The 17807-nt window shown below is 35.6% G+C and carries 12 protein-coding genes; 9 read left to right on the top strand and 3 right to left on the bottom strand.

Annotated elements, in window-relative coordinates; genetic code table 11:
- Positions 1 to 11: 11 nt before the first annotated feature.
- The 8 genes from ID741_RS06965 (at position 12) to hypD (ending at position 8791) form a co-directional block, all read left to right on the top strand.
- Complete coding sequence (locus ID741_RS06965) at positions 12 to 743, top strand: alpha/beta hydrolase (RefSeq protein WP_438719509.1); 732 nt, start codon at positions 12 to 14, stop codon at positions 741 to 743.
- A gap of 197 nt (positions 744 to 940) precedes the next feature.
- Positions 941 to 2377 (top strand): cryptochrome/photolyase family protein, encoded by a 1437-nt coding sequence (locus ID741_RS06970; protein ID WP_438719510.1) that lies wholly within the window; start codon positions 941 to 943, stop codon positions 2375 to 2377.
- Positions 2367 to 2747 (top strand): YbgA family protein, encoded by a 381-nt coding sequence (locus ID741_RS06975; RefSeq protein ID WP_438719511.1) that lies wholly within the window; start codon positions 2367 to 2369, stop codon positions 2745 to 2747. Before ID741_RS06970 ends, ID741_RS06975 begins: the two co-directional genes overlap by 11 nt.
- 302 nt (positions 2748 to 3049) lie before the next feature.
- On the top strand, positions 3050 to 3748 hold the full coding sequence (locus tag ID741_RS06980; protein WP_438719512.1) for a gamma-glutamyl-gamma-aminobutyrate hydrolase family protein: 699 nt from the start codon (positions 3050 to 3052) through the stop codon (positions 3746 to 3748).
- 294 nt (positions 3749 to 4042) lie between these two features.
- Complete coding sequence (locus tag ID741_RS06985; protein WP_438719514.1) at positions 4043 to 4597, top strand: helix-turn-helix domain-containing protein; 555 nt, start codon at positions 4043 to 4045, stop codon at positions 4595 to 4597.
- 170 nt (positions 4598 to 4767) lie between these two features.
- On the top strand, positions 4768 to 5568 hold the full coding sequence (gene proC, locus ID741_RS06990; RefSeq protein ID WP_438719516.1) for a pyrroline-5-carboxylate reductase: 801 nt from the start codon (positions 4768 to 4770) through the stop codon (positions 5566 to 5568).
- 18 nt (positions 5569 to 5586) lie between these two features.
- The gene (locus tag ID741_RS06995; protein WP_438719518.1) at positions 5587 to 6366 is read left to right on the top strand and encodes a 4Fe-4S cluster-binding domain-containing protein; all 780 of its coding nucleotides are present in this window, start codon (positions 5587 to 5589) and stop codon (positions 6364 to 6366) included.
- Positions 6367 to 6388: 22 nt separating this feature from the next.
- Positions 6389 to 8791, top strand: coding sequence for a trans-4-hydroxy-L-proline dehydratase (gene hypD, locus ID741_RS07000; RefSeq protein WP_438719519.1), 2403 nt, complete (start codon positions 6389 to 6391; stop codon positions 8789 to 8791).
- Positions 8792 to 8830: 39 nt separating this feature from the next.
- On the opposite strand, the gene ID741_RS07005 is transcribed toward hypD, so the two are convergent.
- From ID741_RS07005 to ID741_RS07015, 3 genes are all read right to left on the bottom strand, one after another.
- On the bottom strand, positions 8831 to 9601 hold the full coding sequence (locus tag ID741_RS07005; RefSeq protein ID WP_218326279.1) for an ABC transporter permease: 771 nt from the start codon (positions 9599 to 9601) through the stop codon (positions 8831 to 8833).
- Positions 9594 to 10511 carry an ABC transporter ATP-binding protein gene (locus tag ID741_RS07010; RefSeq protein ID WP_218326277.1) on the bottom strand — a complete coding sequence of 306 codons (918 nt, stop codon included), beginning with the start codon at positions 10509 to 10511 and terminating at the stop codon, positions 9594 to 9596. The genes ID741_RS07005 and ID741_RS07010 overlap by 8 nt, the downstream gene beginning before the upstream one ends.
- 157 nt (positions 10512 to 10668) lie before the next feature.
- Positions 10669 to 11187 (bottom strand): type 1 glutamine amidotransferase domain-containing protein, encoded by a 519-nt coding sequence (locus ID741_RS07015; RefSeq protein WP_218326276.1) that lies wholly within the window; start codon positions 11185 to 11187, stop codon positions 10669 to 10671.
- 359 nt (positions 11188 to 11546) lie between these two features.
- Between ID741_RS07015 and ID741_RS07020 the strand changes: the two genes are divergently transcribed.
- Entirely contained in the window at positions 11547 to 17720 is a 6174-nt protein-coding gene (locus tag ID741_RS07020) for a SpaA isopeptide-forming pilin-related protein (protein ID WP_438719520.1), read from the top strand.
- Positions 17721 to 17807 lie beyond the last annotated feature (87 nt).

The following is a 17807-nucleotide window of genomic DNA, read 5'->3' on the forward strand; positions in this document are numbered from 1 at the left end:
GGAGGGACGAAATGAAACGATTAAAAAGATGGCAAAAGATAGTATTAGGTGTAATTATTACTCTGGCTCTACTAGTATCTGGTGGGTTGATTTATCTAAATTCACTGACCTATCCGCCAGCAGAAAATGCAGTGAGTGCAGCAAAAGTTAGCCAAAATGATGCGGGTTATTTATTATTTGAGGCACCAGAAGAAAGTCAGACAAATTTAATCTTTTATCCAGGTGCGTTAGTAGATGCTGAAAGCTATAGTGTGTGGGCAAAAGAGGTCGCAGCAGCTGGTTACAATGTTTATATTGTAAAAATGCCGTTGGATTTAGCCGTTTTAGGCGGCAATAAAGCTGAGGAAATTATCGAACAAAAACCACAGCAAAAATATATCTTAGCTGGACACTCTTTAGGCGGTGTGATGGCCAGTCGGTTTGCAGATGAACATGCTAATCAAGTTGCTGGCATGATTTTTCTAGCTAGTTATCCTGATGAAAAAGGCAGTCTTAAACAAACTGAGCTGCCAGTCTTATCGATTACAGCTAGTAATGATAAGGTGTTAAATTGGGACAGCTATGATGCTGCAAAAAAATATTTACCAAAAAATGCTGCTTATACTACGATTGAAGGTGGCAACCACGGTGGATTTGGTAGCTATGGTAAGCAAAAAGGTGACGGTAAAGCCGAAATCACTAATGATGCGCAACAACAAGAAGTTAGTCAAAAAATAGTTGATTGGTTGAAAGAAATTAATTAAAATAAATCCAAAATTAAGTTGAAAAAGCATGTTGTAGATATCTGTTGCAACGAGTTTTTTCAACTTTTTTATTAACAGATTTGTCTAAAGATTGAAAGATTTTTATCTTGCTGAATAAGTTGCAAACATATCCAATGCATCACTTTTAATAGTGTGATACCTTGAAATGAATCAACTGGGAATAGTGAGGTAAGAAGATGAAAACAGTTATGTGGTTTCGCAGAGATTTACGAATTCAAGATAATAAAGCGTTATATTATGCTTGCGAAAATTTAGGTTCAGATGAATTAGTCTTATTATTTCAAGCAAATCCGAATCAATTTATTCAAGATAGCCCCAATCATCAAGCATTTTTTTCAAGTGTTCAGCATTTTAAGGAAACAATTGATCAACAAGCCCATTTACAAATTCAATATGGTGAACCGCTGGAGTTATTTGAACGGCTGAAAAACGAGTTGAAGGATTGGAATAAGATTTATTTCAATGAAGATACTAGCGGCTATGGCGCGGTTCGTGATCAAGAGGCAATTAAATTCTTTCATGAAAATGAAATCGAAAGTTACGCATATCAAGATGCTTATCTTCATGGGGCCAAAGAAATCAAAAAAGAAGATGGCGACTACTATAAAGTCTTTACGCCTTATTATAAAAAATGGTTGGAAATGATCAAAGAGACACCTTTGAAAGTAGCTTACGACGCGAAAGCCGTCTATAAAAAAGTCTTGTTTTCAAAAGACGAAGAAAAATTCAAAAAAATGATTGAAAAGATTCCTGAACAACAAATTTCCTTTGGTGAAGAAGCTGCTGAAGAACGTCTTACAAAGTTTATTCAAGCTGATTTAGAAGAATATCAGCAAGCTCGAGATATTCCTAGCTTAGACCAGACTAGTCATTTGTCGCGTTTTTTACGGACAGGAGAAATTTCGATGCGAACTGTTTGGGAAAAGGTTCAAAAGGTTAATAAGTCTCAAAGCAGGACAACTTTTCAAAAAGAACTTTGTTGGCGGGACTTTTACAATATGATTTACACTTCTTTTCCAAAACAAAAGGATGAACCGATTCAAGCGAAGTTTAAATTTGTGGAATGGGAAAATGACCAAGAAAAATTTGAACGTTGGCAAGCGGGAAAAACTGGTTATCCAATTGTGGATGCTGCGATGCGGCAACTAAAGAAAACTGGTTGGATGCATAATCGGTTGCGGATGATCGTGGCCTCCTTTTTGACTAAAGATTTGTTAATCGATTGGCGCTGGGGAGAAAAATACTTTCAACAGATGTTGATTGATTACGATCCTGCCAGTAACATCGGAGGTTGGCAGTGGGCAGCATCTACTGGAACAGATGCAGTACCATACTTTAGAATTTTTAACCCCACCACACAAGCTGAAAAATTTGATAAACATGGGGATTTTATTCGAGAATATCTACCAGAATTGGCAGATTTACCGGATAAATATATTCATCAACCAGAAAAAATGACTATTGAACAGCAAGAAGAATACGGTGTCATACTTGATGACACTTATCCTAAACCAATTGTTAACCATAAAGAACGTCGCAAAAAAGCTTTAGCAACTTATGAATCCAGTAAAGAATATGCCCAAGAAACTTTTGGTGAGTCAGATGGAAAATGATTTATTAAAAGATTTTCAACAATCTTGGGCCAAACATAAATATTGGGTGATGGCACGGAATCAGAATGCTTATAACAAGATTCGTTTATTAGCTAAAAATAATCAATGGGATGCAATGAAACAAGCACAATATCAAAAGCTATTAACTGAATTGGAAACAGTGGAACCGACTGAAAAAACTTTACGAGTGACTTATCAACATATTTGGGGCTATTTCAAAAAGCAAGCTACTAGTGAAGAAAAAGAAAAGTATGCTTTATTGATAGAAGACATAACACCAGATAGTCATGACTTAGATCATTTCTTTCAACATTTAATAACGAAATATCAACAACCTTATTTATTACACATGCGTTGGATAAAAGATTGAGAAATAGGTTGTAACTGACTCAATAACTTTATTTTAAATATAAAGAACTGATATGCGAAATCTTCTCCAGCAAATCAGCTCTTTTATTTTTATGAAATAAATGAAAATTTTTTATATTTTTAAGTTAGTTATGAGTCATTTTCTCACTGTTGCTACATCTAGCTATAAAAAAGGTTTAATTTCTAAATGATATACTAAATCTATTGCGACTAAAAATGATTTGCGGATTATAAAAAAGGTTTGAAGAAATACATACCGTTATACGAGGATATTAAAAAAATAAACAACACGGAGGACGAATTATGAAACCAGTAATCGGCGTGATGCCATTATTTGATAATCAGAAAGATAGTATTTGGATGTTGCCAGCTTATTTAGATTTACTAGAAAAGTATGGAGCGATTCCGTTAATTTTACCTTTAACTACAAATCAAGAAAACTTAGATTACTTTTTAGGACAATGTGACGGATTTTTGTTTACTGGTGGTCAAGATGTTTCACCAGAATTATACGGCGCATTGCCAAGTGTGCTTTCTGGGGAACCTTGTTTAAAAAGAGATAAGATGGAAATTTATTGTATGCAAAAAGTTATTGCGATGGACAAGCCATTATTAGGTATTTGTCGTGGGATTCAAGTGCTGAATGTTGTCAATGGCGGGACGCTTTATCAAGATATTGCAGCAGAATATTCAACCCAGATTGCCCACGATATGACAGCACCTTATGATCGCACTCAACACTCAGTTAAACTTTTAAAAGAAGGGCCTCTCTTTCAATTATTAGAAAAAGAAAATCTAGGTGTCAATAGCTATCATCATCAAGCAATCAAAGACTTAGCACCAAATTTAGAAGTGACCGCACTTTCTGCGGATGACTTAATTGAGGCAGTTTATATGCCAGATAAAAAATTTGTTTGGGCAGTTCAATGGCATCCAGAATTTTTTGGAACAGATACAGTGGTAAATGAACGACTATTTAAGGCTTTTATAGCCAAATGCTAAAAAAACACTTACGATTGGAAGGAAACTTTCGACCGTAAGTGTTTTTTTTATTCGCCATATAAGAAGTCTTTATAATTTTCACGATTTTCTTTTGAAAAGTCTGCTAACGAATCCCATTTTGTTGTGGCATAAGAAACTACTTTATATAAGATTGATTTGAAGAATAAACTAATATCTAAAATACTATTATATACACTTTACAAAATAAATATCAATATAACTGAAAGTTAGTACTTTTTAGTTATTAATAATTCGGTATAATATGAATGAATACTGAAGGGAAGGTGTTTACTTTTGGAACTGGGTCAGCAAATCAAGAAATTACGTAAAAATAAAAAAATTACTATTAAGCAAATGGCTGCGTTAACAGGACTTTCAACGGGATTTATCTCTCAATTTGAAAGGGGAATTACTACAATAGATGTGGACCATCTGAATGAAATGGCACAGATACTTGAAACAGATGTAGCTGATTTTTTTAGAAATAATGGCAAAGCAGCCGAAAATTTTGAAGATGAGATTGTTGTACGTGGCTATCAACGACCTTATTTGCAAAATTTGAATCAATCGATTCATTTCAATTTAAGTCAGATTTCTCCTCAAGCAGTGATCCGACCAGAATATATCGAAGTCATGCCGCGCGAAATTAAGGAAAAACCGACTATTTATACTCATGAGGGTGAGGAATTTATTTTTGTTCTGGAAGGAATATTGACTTTTTATTGGGATGATCAAGTTACAAAACTTTATCCCGGTGATTCTGCTCATTATCATGCGGAACATCCCCATAATTGGGCGAATTTGAGTGATTCAGTAGTTCGTTTACTAGTGATTCACGTTCCAGAATAAATCGCATGAGCAATCATGCTTTTTTTATATCATAAAAATGAAATTGTTGTTGAAAAAATTCATTTGAGTGAATATAATGGAGTTGAAAAAGAAAATATTTTTTTAAATTATTTTGTGAAAAAAGTTCAAATAAAAAAACAGATATTAAAAAACTTGAGGAGTGACGATGCATGGCAAAAACGATTGGATTTTTCGGAACAGGAAACATGGGCAAGGCAATGATTCGTGGTTTAGTGGAAACAAAAAATTATCAACCAGAAAATATTTGGATTTATGATGTTTATCAACCAGCTATGATGGCGTTAAAAGAAGAATTAAATGTTTCAGCAGCGACTGATCCCAAAGAATTAATTCAAAATAGCCAGATGATTATTTTTGCAGTGAAACCTTATGTACTACCTAACCTGTTAACTGAATTAAAACCAACATTATCGAAGGAAAAAATTATTGTCTCAATTGCGGCTGGAGTGACGATTGAAACGATTGAAAATGCACTTTCGACAAGTCATAAAATTATTCGGGCCATGCCGAATACACCTGCATTAGTCGGTGAAGGAATGGCAGCGTTTTGTCGCAATCAACAAATTACCGATGATGAAACTGAATTGGTAGCGGCGGTCTTTAATAGCTTTGGGAAATGCGAAGTAGTGGAAGAAAAATTAATGTCGGCAGTTGTCAGTCTTAGTGGATCAGGTCCAGCTTATGTTTATATCTTTATCGAAGCTTTAGCTGATGCAGCCGTTTTAGAAGGAATGCCTAGAAATCAAGCTTATAAATTTGCTGCTCAAACTGTCTTAGGTAGTGCGCAAATGGTTTTAGAAACTGGAAAACATCCAGGAGAATTGAAAGATATGGTCACTTCACCAGCAGGAACAACAATTGCGGCAGTGAAATCGTTAGAAGATCACCATTTTCGTAGTGCAGTGATGAATGCAGTTCAGGCGGCAGCTATTCGAGATAAAGAAATGTAGTTTGCGGGAGGCAATTTGATGAAAACACCGACAGTTTTTAACATTCAGAAGTTTTCTACCCACGATGGTCCTGGTGTGCGGACGACTATTTTCTTTAAAGGTTGTCCAATTAGATGTCTCTGGTGTCATAATCCTGAAAGTCAAAATTTTAAGCCAGAAATCATGCTAAATAAAGATGGCAAAGAAGAATTGATTGGTCAAAATTATTCCATTAAAGAATTAGTCAAAAAAATTCAAGCTGATCAAATTTTTTATGATCAATCAGGTGGTGGCGTGACTTTTTCTGGCGGGGAAGTGATGGCCCAACCGCTAGATTATGTGGTGGAGCTGGCCAAAGAATGTCAACGTGTCGGTGTCTCAGTGTTAATTGATACCTGTGGCGTAGCACCAACTGAGCATTATCAAAAGATACTGCCTTATGTAGATGGTTTTTTATATGATTTGAAATTTTTGGATTCTTCATTGCATCAGCAATATACCGGTGTTGACAATCAATTGGTTTTGAAAAACTTATTGTATTTATCCGATCAGGGAGCAGAGATTGATCTGCGTTTAATTTTATTGGATGAAATTAATACTGATAACCAGATAGCTGAAAATATTCTTGCTTGGTTAAAAAAAGAAGCAGTGCGGGTCGCAAAAATTTCTCTGTTGCCTTATCACAATTTTGGACAAGACAAATATCGTCGCTTAATGCGAGAATGCACGCAACATTTTATTGAGCCAAGTCAAGCAAAATTAGCAGAAATTCAGGCGTTGTATCAAGCTGCTGGGTATCAAGTTTCCATCGGCGGCTAGTCAGTATATAGGAGGAAAAGAAATGCCAGAACTAACTTTAGAACCAACACGCAGAGGAAGCACTGAACGAATCAAACATTTGCGGGAGCGTTCAGAAAAAGAATGCCAGCCGAAAATTTCGATTGAACGAGCTGTATTGTTAACAGAAGCCTATAAAAAATGGGAAGGCAAAGTATCTGCGCCTGTTTTACGTGGCTTAGCTTTTAAATATATTATGGAAAATCGAACCAATTATATTGAAAAAGGCAGTTTGATTTTAGGTGAAAAAGGTCATGAACCTTGGGCCGCACCAACATTTCCAGAATTGTGTTGTCATACGATGGCAGATTTTGAAAATATGAACAATCGTGAAAAAGTCTTCTTCAAAGTGTCTGATGAGGATCGTCGAATTCAAGAAGAAGTGATTATTCCTTATTGGCAAGATCGGGCGATGATGACTCGCATGAATAAATTGTTACCAGAAGAATGGCATTTATTATTTGATGCTGGTTTATATACCGAATTTTTAATGCAACGAGGCCCCGGCCATACCGTTGCTGATGGTAAAATGTATCAAAAAGGCTTTGCTGATTTTAAAGCGGAAATTGAAAAAGAAATCGAACAATTGGATTTCAACAATGATATGGAAGCTTTAAATAAAAGAGAAGAATTAGAAGGCATGAAATTAGTCTGCGAAGCAATGATTATTTTTGGTCATCGTTACGCGGCACAATGTCGCGAATTAGCTGAAAATGAAACGGATTTAAAATGGAAACAAGAATTGTTAGAATTAGCCGAAGTCTGTGATGTAGTCCCAGAACATGCACCGCAAACTTTCCGCCAAGCGCTACAAATGTACTGGTTTGTGCACATTGGTGTGACTGTAGAAATGAATAACTGGGATGCCTATTCTCCTGGAAAGTTAGATCAACATTTAGAACCATTTTATGAAAAAGATCTAGCTGAAGGACGCCTAACGCGGGAAGAAGCCAAAGAATTATTAGAAAACTTCTGGATTCAGTTTAACAATCAACCGGCACCGCCAAAAGTGGGCATTACTTTAAAAGAAAGTGCCACTTATACAGATTTTTGTAACATTAATACTGGTGCTTTACGACCTGACGGGACAAGTGGTGTCAGTGGTGTCAGCTATCTGATTTTAGAAGTTATGGATGAAATGAAATTATTACAGCCGAGTTCTAATATCCAAGTTTCTAAAAAATCACCAGAAAAATTTTTACGAGAAGCTCTAAAAATTTCTCGCCGAGGCTGGGGCCAACCGGCAATTTATAATTCTGAAGCCATTTTAAATGAGCTGGCTTATTTAGGAAAATCAGTGGATGATGCCAGAGAAAGTGGTATTTGCTCTGGTTGCGTGGAAGTTGGCGTCGCCGGTAAAGAAGCCTATGTATTAACTGGCTATTTAAATGTTCCGAAAATTTTTGAGTTAGCAATGCATCGTGGTTATGATCATTACACGAATAAACAAGTGGGTATTGATGTTGGTGATTTTAATGAAATGACTAGCTATGAAGAAGTTTTTAAAGCATTTTATGAAGAATTAAAATATGTGGTAGATATTAAAGTTGCTGGCAATAATTTGATTGAAAGAATGTACATGGAAAATATGCCGGTTCCTTTATTGTCAGTGATGACCGATGATTGTGTTCGAGATGGGAAAGATTATAACTGTGGTGGCGCTCGTTACAATACGAGCTACATTCAATGTGTTGGGATTGCGACTATTACTGATTCTTTGGCAGCTATTAAGCATCATATTTTTGAAGAAAAAACTATGACGATGGAAGAATTAATTGTTGCATGTAACGATGATTTTGTTGGGCATGAAGCCGTTTATGAAGCTGTATATAATCAAGCACCGAAATATGGCAACGATGAAGATTATGCCGATGACTTATTAAAAGATGTTGCCGAATCTTTACAAGCGGTGATTGCTGGTCGATCAACACCAAAAGGATCTAAAACGGTGGTAGAATTTTTACCGACAACTTGCCACGTTTATTTTGGGCAAGTGATGGAAGCTTCACCAAACGGTCGTCACAAAGGAATTCCTTTGCCAGATGGGATTTCTCCAGAAAAAGGTGCCGATCGTAACGGACCAACCGCGGTGATTAAATCTGCGTCTAAAATTGATCAAACCAAAACAGGTGGTGCCTTGTTAAATCAAAAATTCACACCAAGTGTCGTCGCAGGTGAACAAGGAATTAGTCATATGGCAGCACTAGTCAGAAGTTATTTTGCATTAGACGGTCACCATATCCAGTTTAATGTCATTGATCGAGAAGTTTTATTAAAAGCGCAAAAACATCCGAAGGAATATGAAAACTTAATTGTGCGGGTGGCAGGTTATAGTGATTATTTCAACAATTTAGATAAAGCGTTACAAGATGAGATAATCAATCGGACAGAGCAGTCGTTTGGATAACGAAAAAGTCGATGAGTGAAAAATCACCCATCGACTTTTTTAACTTCTTAATCCCCGTCCTCGGTCAATAAAATACCAGCAGACAGAATATAAAACCACAATAAAACCAACTAAAATAATTAAAGAAACTACAATCGAGACATCTTCTACCCCTAGAAACCCATAACGAAAGCCTGAAATCATATAAACAATTGGATTTACTTTAGAAACGGCTTGCCAAAATGGTGGCAACATTGAAATAGCATAAAAGACACCACCAAGATAAGTTAAAGGTTGTAAAACAAAGGTTGGTACAATTGATACATCGTCATAGGATTGTGCAAAAACTCCGTTTAACAATCCTGCTAGTGAAAATAGTGTCGAAGTCATTAATAAAGTAACTATTATAATAATCCAAGAATGTACTTGTAACGGGACAAAAAATAGTGAAACAATCGTCACAAAAGTTCCGACAATCAAGCTTCGACCTAAACCACCAATTACAAAGCCCCACATAATAATATGAGTTGGCACTGGAGCAATCAGCAATTCTTCAATATTTTTTTGGAATTTTTGTGAGAAAAAAGATGAAGAAACGTTGGCATAAGAACTGGTGATGACTGACATCATGATTAAACCAGGAACAATAAATTGCATATAAGAAAATCCCGCCATGTCACCAATTCGTCCACCGATTAAATTGCCAAAAATAATGAAATACAATGAAGTAGTAATCACTGGTGGAACTAAAGTTTGGACCCAAATCCTTAAATAGCGGTTGGTTTCTTTGACAGCCAGACTTTTTAAAGCTGTATAATATAGACTAAACATGTTTATCCTCCGTAATTTTCAAAAACAGTTCTTCCAGACGGTTGGATTTGTTGCGCATGGAAAGAACTTTGATTCCTTGTTCGCTTAACTGATGAAAAATTTCATTGACGCCTTGATCGCGATGGACTTCCACAGCTAATGTTTGTTCATCTTCTAATTCACTTCGATAGCCAGAAATTTCTGGTATTTTGCTAGAAGGTTCTAAATCAAAGATAAAGGTTTCAAATTGTAATTTTGAAAGTAAATTCTTCATACTAGTATTTTCAATTAATTCACCTGATTGAATAATACCAATATGGCGACACAACATTTCGGCTTCTTCTAAATAATGAGTAGTTAAAATAATCGTTGTGCCAGCTTCGTTTAATTCCCGTAAAAAGTGCCACATTTCACGACGTAATTCAATATCGACCCCGGCAGTTGGTTCGTCTAAAATTAATAATTTTGGCTCGTGCATCAAGGCGCGAGCAATCATTAATCGACGCTTCATTCCACCAGAAAGCATCCGTGCTTTTTCATGTCGTTTTTCCCATAAATCCGACTGTTTTAAATATTTCTCGCTGCGTTCCATGGCTTCTTTACGAGGGACACCATAGTAGCCCGCTTGATTAACAACAATTTGTTGGACTGTTTCAAATGGATTGAAATTGAATTCTTGTGGCACTAGTCCGATTTGTTGTTTGGCTCTGACTAAATCACGATCGATATCGTAGTCAAAAACTTTTACAGTACCGCCAGATTTGTTAACTAGTGAAGTAATAATACCGATAGTAGTAGATTTTCCAGCGCCATTTGGTCCTAATAGTGCATAAAAATCGCCTTCTTCAACAGTTAAGTCAATCCCTTTTAAGGCTTCTACACCTGTGGCATAGATTTTTTTAAGATCTTTTATTTCTAGTGCATAAGTCATTTTATCTAAATCTCCTTGTTACAATGTGATTATTCATTCTATCATTAATTTGTTCGTTTACAAACTGCAAAGATTGGTTAAATTCATATATATTTTTTCAATAGAAAGACAAAAAAAGTTGTGACTAAAGTGAGTAATCACTTCAATCACAACTTTTTTAGGCATTAGCTAAAACTTCTAAGATACCACGATTAAAATCAGGTAGATCATCGGGGTTTCGACTAGTGACTAAACCTCGATCAATGACTAAGGATTGATCTTTTAGGTTAGCTCCAGCATAAATTAAATCTGGCTGAACACTAGTATAAGCCGTCATAGTCCGACCTTCTGTTAATCCTGTTTGAATAAATAATTGAGGGCCATGACAAATCGCGAATAAAGGTAAGTCATTTTCTAAATAGTACGTAACAAAATCAACAAAACGTTGATCAGAACGTAATTGATCAGGTGAAAAACCACCAGGAATTAAAAGTCCCGTAAAATCGGTAGGTGCTACATCATCAATTGCTTGATCAATGATAAAAGTTGTTCCTTTTTTTCCTTCAATCTTTTTACCAGCTTCTTTTTCAATTAGAACCAATTCATAACCAGCATCTTCTAAAGCTTTTCTAGGAGAAGTTAATTCTACATCTTCCACTAAATCTGTCACTAATACGGCAATTTTATTGTTGTTCATTATCTCTCATCCTACTTTCTTTAGTCTCTTCTAACAACCTTCAGAGTAAAAGTAATTATCTAAAAACTCAAAGATTTCACTTTTGAATACTTTAGAATTTATTTTAAAAAATGTTATTTTAAACTACAAAAACAGTTCTGTGAAAGCTTTTAAATATGCTCAATCAAAATAAATTATCATAGAAAAAAAGATTCTAAAATAAAAAAAAGATGAATAAACTTGATAAATTCAATTTTATTGTATTCAAATTCATACAATATAGACTGATATAATGCGGTTTTACAGCCAACATTTTTCATAAAAATGAAAAATTTTGATAGCATGACCCTGAAGCGATAAGACGTTTAGGGGGAATTATAATGAAACAGGGGAAAAACAAATTTATTTATTTAATGATGCTAATGACAATTATTTTATCAAATATTTTACCACTAACAGTGTTAGCTGAAGGGGAAACGACTGATGGTATCGTTCAACTAAAAGATTTTATGATTCAAAAAGCACCAACTGAGGAGATAGAAGGGGATTTAAGCCTTCAAATTTCAAATACACAGACCACTTTCAGTGAAAAAATTATTTCATTAAATGAAGGAATTAAAATAAACACAGCTGAAATTTCTGAAAAAAATCCAGGAATTGTCGTGGAAAAAAGTGGCGAACCTTCTAGTTTAACTGCTGTGGCGACAACAAACGCTTCATCAGATGAACTAAGAGAATCACCCATTCAACCAACTACGCCAACATCGATTAATCAAAATCAATTGCGTATAGTTATTCAGCCAAATGTAAAAGAGGATATTTCGTTAAAGCTAAGTTTGACGACAGACCAGACTTCGATCACAGCGACATTGGATAAACAACAACTATCAGCCAGTTTACCTGTAGTAGAAAGTTCAACTACTGAAGCGACTGATACTAAGGAAGAAACTAGTGAACCTAAAAGTTCTAGTGAAGAAACTACTCAAAGCCAATCTTCAAGTGAGGAAACAACAGAAAGTAGCACTGCTACATCTGGAAATAAACTAAAAAAGCAACAAAGAGTAACGACTTTACGAGCAGCGGCGAACATTGGTGATTTAATTGACCAATATTCACCTGGTGATCGGTTTGTTACTAATGTTGTTGCCGATATTCCTAATCCGGCTATTATTTCTCAACCTAATAGTTTGAAAATTAATTTTGCTGTACCAGAAACGGTGCGTACCCAGTTACAGATTGGTGATTATTATGAGTTTCCATTACCAGACGGTTTAACCGTGGAAAATTTCATTGAGGAACCATTAGTTGATCCTGATAATCCGAGTCTGACTTTAGGGAAATATACGATTGATCCGGTTACTAAAATGATTCGCATTACCTTGACTGATACTACTGGTGGGACAACTGGAACTTTTGAACCTTTGCAGTCTGGCGAAATTAATGTGGCAACTAAATTTGATCGTCAAGTGATTACCCAACCAGGAATAAATCAACTTATATTTCCGACAGAATACCAGTTACCGCCGATGTCAATTATGATTCAACCAGAAACGGCAACCTCGGTTTCTAAAGCGGGGAATTTTGATAAACAAATTAACCCAGAGAAAATTATTTGGTCGGTAGATGTGAATAAGGATTTGTCGACACTAACTGATCCAGTGGTCAATGAAACTTTTCCGACTGATACAACTTTTGAATCAGCTCAAGTTTTTCCAGTGCAGTTAGATTTTTCTGGCAATGTAACAAGTGTTGGCAATACAGCATTAACTGCTGATCAATATCAAATTGATAATAATGGCAATATCAAATTTAATGGCATGATTAATCAAGCTTATCGAATTGTTTATCAGACAAAAATTAATGATGAAGCGAAACCGGCTAACGGCGGTAATGCGACTTTTACCAATAACGTAACTTTTAATAATTTACCCGCTAGTGCGTCAGTAACGGCAAGCTATGGCAAGTTAATTGAAAAAGTTCAATCAAATTATTCTGCTAGTAATCAGCAATATTCATGGACTATTCGCTACAATTATGGGCAAAAACAAATTGCCAATGGTGCTACTGTGACAGATAATTTTTCTAACAATATGGATGTGACCGCAGATGATGTCAAACTTTATTATATGATTGCTAACCCAAATGGACAGTTTTCTAGAGGTCAACTGGTCCCAGATAATACCTACGAAGTAAATGTTACATCAGGAAGTCCCACCAATAAATTGACTGTAACTTTTAATGATCAAATCATGCAAAATCAAGCGATTGACATCGTTTATACTTCAAAAGTGAATGGGATTGTATCTGATGACAGTCAACCGAAAATTACCAACACGGCTGAAACAAATGGGCTAACGACTACACCAAATATTTCACAACCAGTTCAACAAGCAGTTATAAAAAATGCACCTTCAGTTGAAGTCGGGTCAAAAATTGCTAATTGGTCGGTAGATATTAACCGCAATCGCTATCAAATAAAAAATGCCACCTTTACTGACACGTTGACTCAATCAGAAAAAGGATATGTTTCATTTCCTCAATATCAAGTTGATGGAGAAAGTATTGCTGGTGTGGAAATCGTAGATAATCAGACTGGAGAAACATTAAACAGTCAAGTTTTGTTGAATGGACAGTATATTTTTGGTGATGATGATCCAGATTTTGAAGTAAATATTGTTACTGGACAAGATCAGTATAGTGATACGTATCAATATTTTACTGTGAAATTTTTGAATAAGTATCTTACAACCGATCATTCCTTCAGTATGAAATATCAAACTTATTATAATCAGTTTTCCAGTAGTAATCCGCCTACGCCACAAAGATTGAATTACAATAATGAAATTGAAATGAAGTGGACGGACCAAAACAATAATGATCATGAAGCAAAATCAAACAACGGTTTTGAAACCACTACCGAAGAAGCCAATCAAGGAGAAAAATCTGGTAGCTACAATCCAGTTACCAAAGAAATTACTTGGACCATTGTGGCAAATTATAATAATCAACTAGTTAATCAATTTGATTTCAATGATCCGATTACTGGTAATCAAGTTTATCTGAAAGATTCTTTAACAATCACTAGAGGGATCATCGATAATAATACAGGCCGCTTTGAAGCCACTGACGATTCGCTTTTTGCTGGGGAACAAAAAAATAGTTCTTATATTACTTCATCGGAACCAACAGAAAATAATAATCAATTAGCTATCTCAATCGGGAACAATCAAACAAGTATTCCTGGTGGTAGCAATTACGATACGCCAAAGGTTTTTCAGATTCAATTTAAAACTAGCTTGAAGAATCAGATTATTCAAGATCAAAGCAGTTACAAAAATACTGCGGATATTACAATAAATGGGCTTACCGAAAGTTTGCCAGCTTCAGTTTCAATTGAGTACAGCAATGAAATCGTTAATAAGTCGGTTAATTACAATGCCTCAACCAATACGATTAATTGGGGTTTGTGGTTAAATCGCAATCAATCTTTATTGGTGGAACCAACGATTACTGACATGCCTTCTAATAATCAAACAATTGACCCAGCTTCAATTAATATTTATCAAGGTACAGTGACGGAAAATGGCAATGTCAATCAAACCAGTCAAACTTTGAGACAAGGAACAGATTACACCTTAAATATCACTACCGATAATGTTTCTGGACAGCAAAAAATGGTTATTGCCTTTTCAAAAGATTATTTGGAAGAAGGACAATCTCAAACAGGTTTTATAGAAAAACCTTATTATATTTCATATCGTTCAAGTCCTAACTTTACAACTGCGCGGGAACAGGTTAGTAATATGGTGAATGTGACTACCAAAGAAGGTGTCATTCCTCATCCAGATACCCAACAATCGCAAACCATCCAGATTACCAATACAAGCGGTACAGCAATTGGTGAAAAAGGTTCGGTAACTGTTCAAAAAAATAATGACGAGGGGGCTGTTTTGGCTGGCGCCAAATTAACTTTGACTCGTGTATTTAATAATGAAACGATTCCTGAGCAAAAATTATACGAAGTTACGACTGATCAACAAGGTCAAGCAACTTTCGGTAATTTAGTTTATACCAACACCGACTCAGTAAATGGCTTTCGCTATATATTAAAGGAAACGCAAGCACCAGATGGGTATACGATTAGTGATGAATTAATGCAGGGAGTTGAATTAAGAGTTGATCGAAACTCCTCGCAAGAAAATGAGATTGAAAAGATTATTAATCAGCCTGTTTCACTGACTTTTAATAAAGAAGATGCAAGTGGACAAAAAATTTCAGGGGGATTGTTTGCTTTAGAAAAGGAAAATGAGCAGGGCATTTTTGCAGCCTATGGGAGACCGTTTGCAGCTGAAGAAAATGGGAAAAAGTTAACTGGTTTAACTGATGGTAATTATCGTTTATTTGAGATATCCTCACCAGCAGACGAAGCAGGAAACTTACAATATTTATTAAATCAAAAACGATTACCTTTTAGTGTGAATATGAATGATACTGGTCAACGTCAAGTAATTGTTGATGGTGCTCCAGTGACTTCTTTAACATTGACGAATTATCGAGGAAGTGCTCGACTTTATAAAACAAATGAAGACAAGCAGCCAATTGCAAATGCAACATTTTCAGTAGAATGGGCACCGTTAGATACAAATGATTTTAGTGAATATCAGCCGACAACTAACTTTGTAACGGATGAAGCAGGGGTGCTTAACCTAACTGATTTACCACCTGGAAAATATCAAGTGAGAGAAAGCGCTGCTCCGACAGGTTACTATGTGAACAATCAAATTTTTAGTTTTGCAATTCAAGGCGATGCTAGCGACCAAGCACCTGTACCAGTAGAATTAAATACTGCTGAAGATCCTTTAATAGATTATTTAGGTAACGCACGTTTTACTAAAATTGACGGCAGTTTATTTGCTGAAACTAGTGAACAAAAAATATTAGCTGGCGCCAGTTTCCAACTTTATAGTGAAGATGGTGAAACGCCAATCGGTACGCCGGTTACTTCAGGTGAGGACGGTTATTTCACCTTTGAAAACTTAACTGCTGGAACAACGTATCAGTTCAAAGAAATTAGTGCATCAACTAGCTATCTCTTAAATCAAGAGGTGGTTCGATTTACAATGCCAGTATCAACAGAGGGTTCACCAGTTTATGTTAGCAACTCCACAGAAAAAATTGTTTATAATGAAGCGACACCATTTAAAAATTATCAAGGTAGCGCCCAAATCCAAAAATACAGTGAGGTGGACGGTCAAGACGTTGGTTTGGCTGGAGCAGTTTTTGCTGTTGTTAATGCAGCGGGTGAAGTGGTAGCGGAAAATATTGTCAGCCAAGCAGACGGTATCGCCACAGCTACTGGTTTAGCACCAGGAACTTACCAGTTTAAAGAAACCAAAGCACCAGATGGTTTTATTTTAAATCAAAATTTATCAGAAAAATTTACGATTGAGGATGCGACAGTAGGTCAACCAGATATCATTCAAGTAGGTAGATTTATCAATTTTAAAGGAACCATTGAACTAGAAAAAGTGAATGACTCTGATCAGCCTTTAGCTCAGGCGCAATTTAAATTGTGGAAGATAGCTGGTAGCAATAAAACCGAGGTCCAACAAGTAGTCTCTGATTCACAAGGAAAAATAAATATTACTGGTTTGGCACCAGGTGATTATCAATTGCAGGAAATAAAAGCACCTGATGGTTATATCGTTAATGATAAGACTGTGAACTTTACAATCGACTCGTCAGCAGTGGAGCAAAAAGTTCAAAAGCTAGGCAAATTTATCAATTATCAACAATCAGTTAAATTCGTTAAAGAAAATGCGAAAGGTAATCCTTTGGCTGGTGCAGAATTTGTATTACTGGATCAAGCAGGAAATATGCTTGATGGAACAACTAAATGGCGCTCTGATAAAAATGGTGAGGTAACAATCGATCATTTAGCACCAGGCGATTATCAGTTAAAAGAAGTCAAAGCACCAACCGGTTACTTGTTAGATACACAAATGAAAAACTTTACGATTGCTAATAACCAGTCAGGAAAACCAGAAACGAAAAGTTTGCCTGTCTGGAAAAATTATCAAGGGTCAATTCAACTAACGAAGATTAACCCAAAAGGTGAAAAATTAACTGGCGCGACTTTCCAATTATTGGATGATAATAAAAAGGTAATCAAAGATAATTTAACTACTAATCGTGAAGGTCAGCTAGATTTGGCAGATATGGCACCAGGCAGTTACTTCTTTAAAGAAGTGACCGCTCCCGAAGGTTATCAAAAATCAAAAGATTTATATCCGGTAGTCATTGAAAAAGAAGCGGCTGGTGAACCTGAAAAAGTACTGTTAACGGTAAGCAATCAACCAATCTCAACGCCACCAAACCATTCAAATAAACCCAATAATCCTAGTCATCCAAAAAATACTAGGTTTGGATCTAATAATACCCGCTACCCCCAAACCAATGATCTGAATTCACCAATTCTTTGGATCAGCGGGATGTTACTGGTAATTTTGGCAGGTGGAGTTTATTGGTATCGCAGAAAAAATAATGAATCTTGAAGAATTTAAGCCATAATTTTTCCTAAAGCAGAAAAAAGCTGCTTTAGGTTTTTTTAAATTTTAAATTAGAAAAGGGTTTATTAATAC

Origin of the sequence: Enterococcus sp. AZ103 (assembly GCF_051714685.1) — a bacterium.
GTDB classification, from domain to species: Bacteria; Bacillota; Bacilli; order Lactobacillales; family Enterococcaceae; genus Enterococcus_A; species Enterococcus_A alishanensis.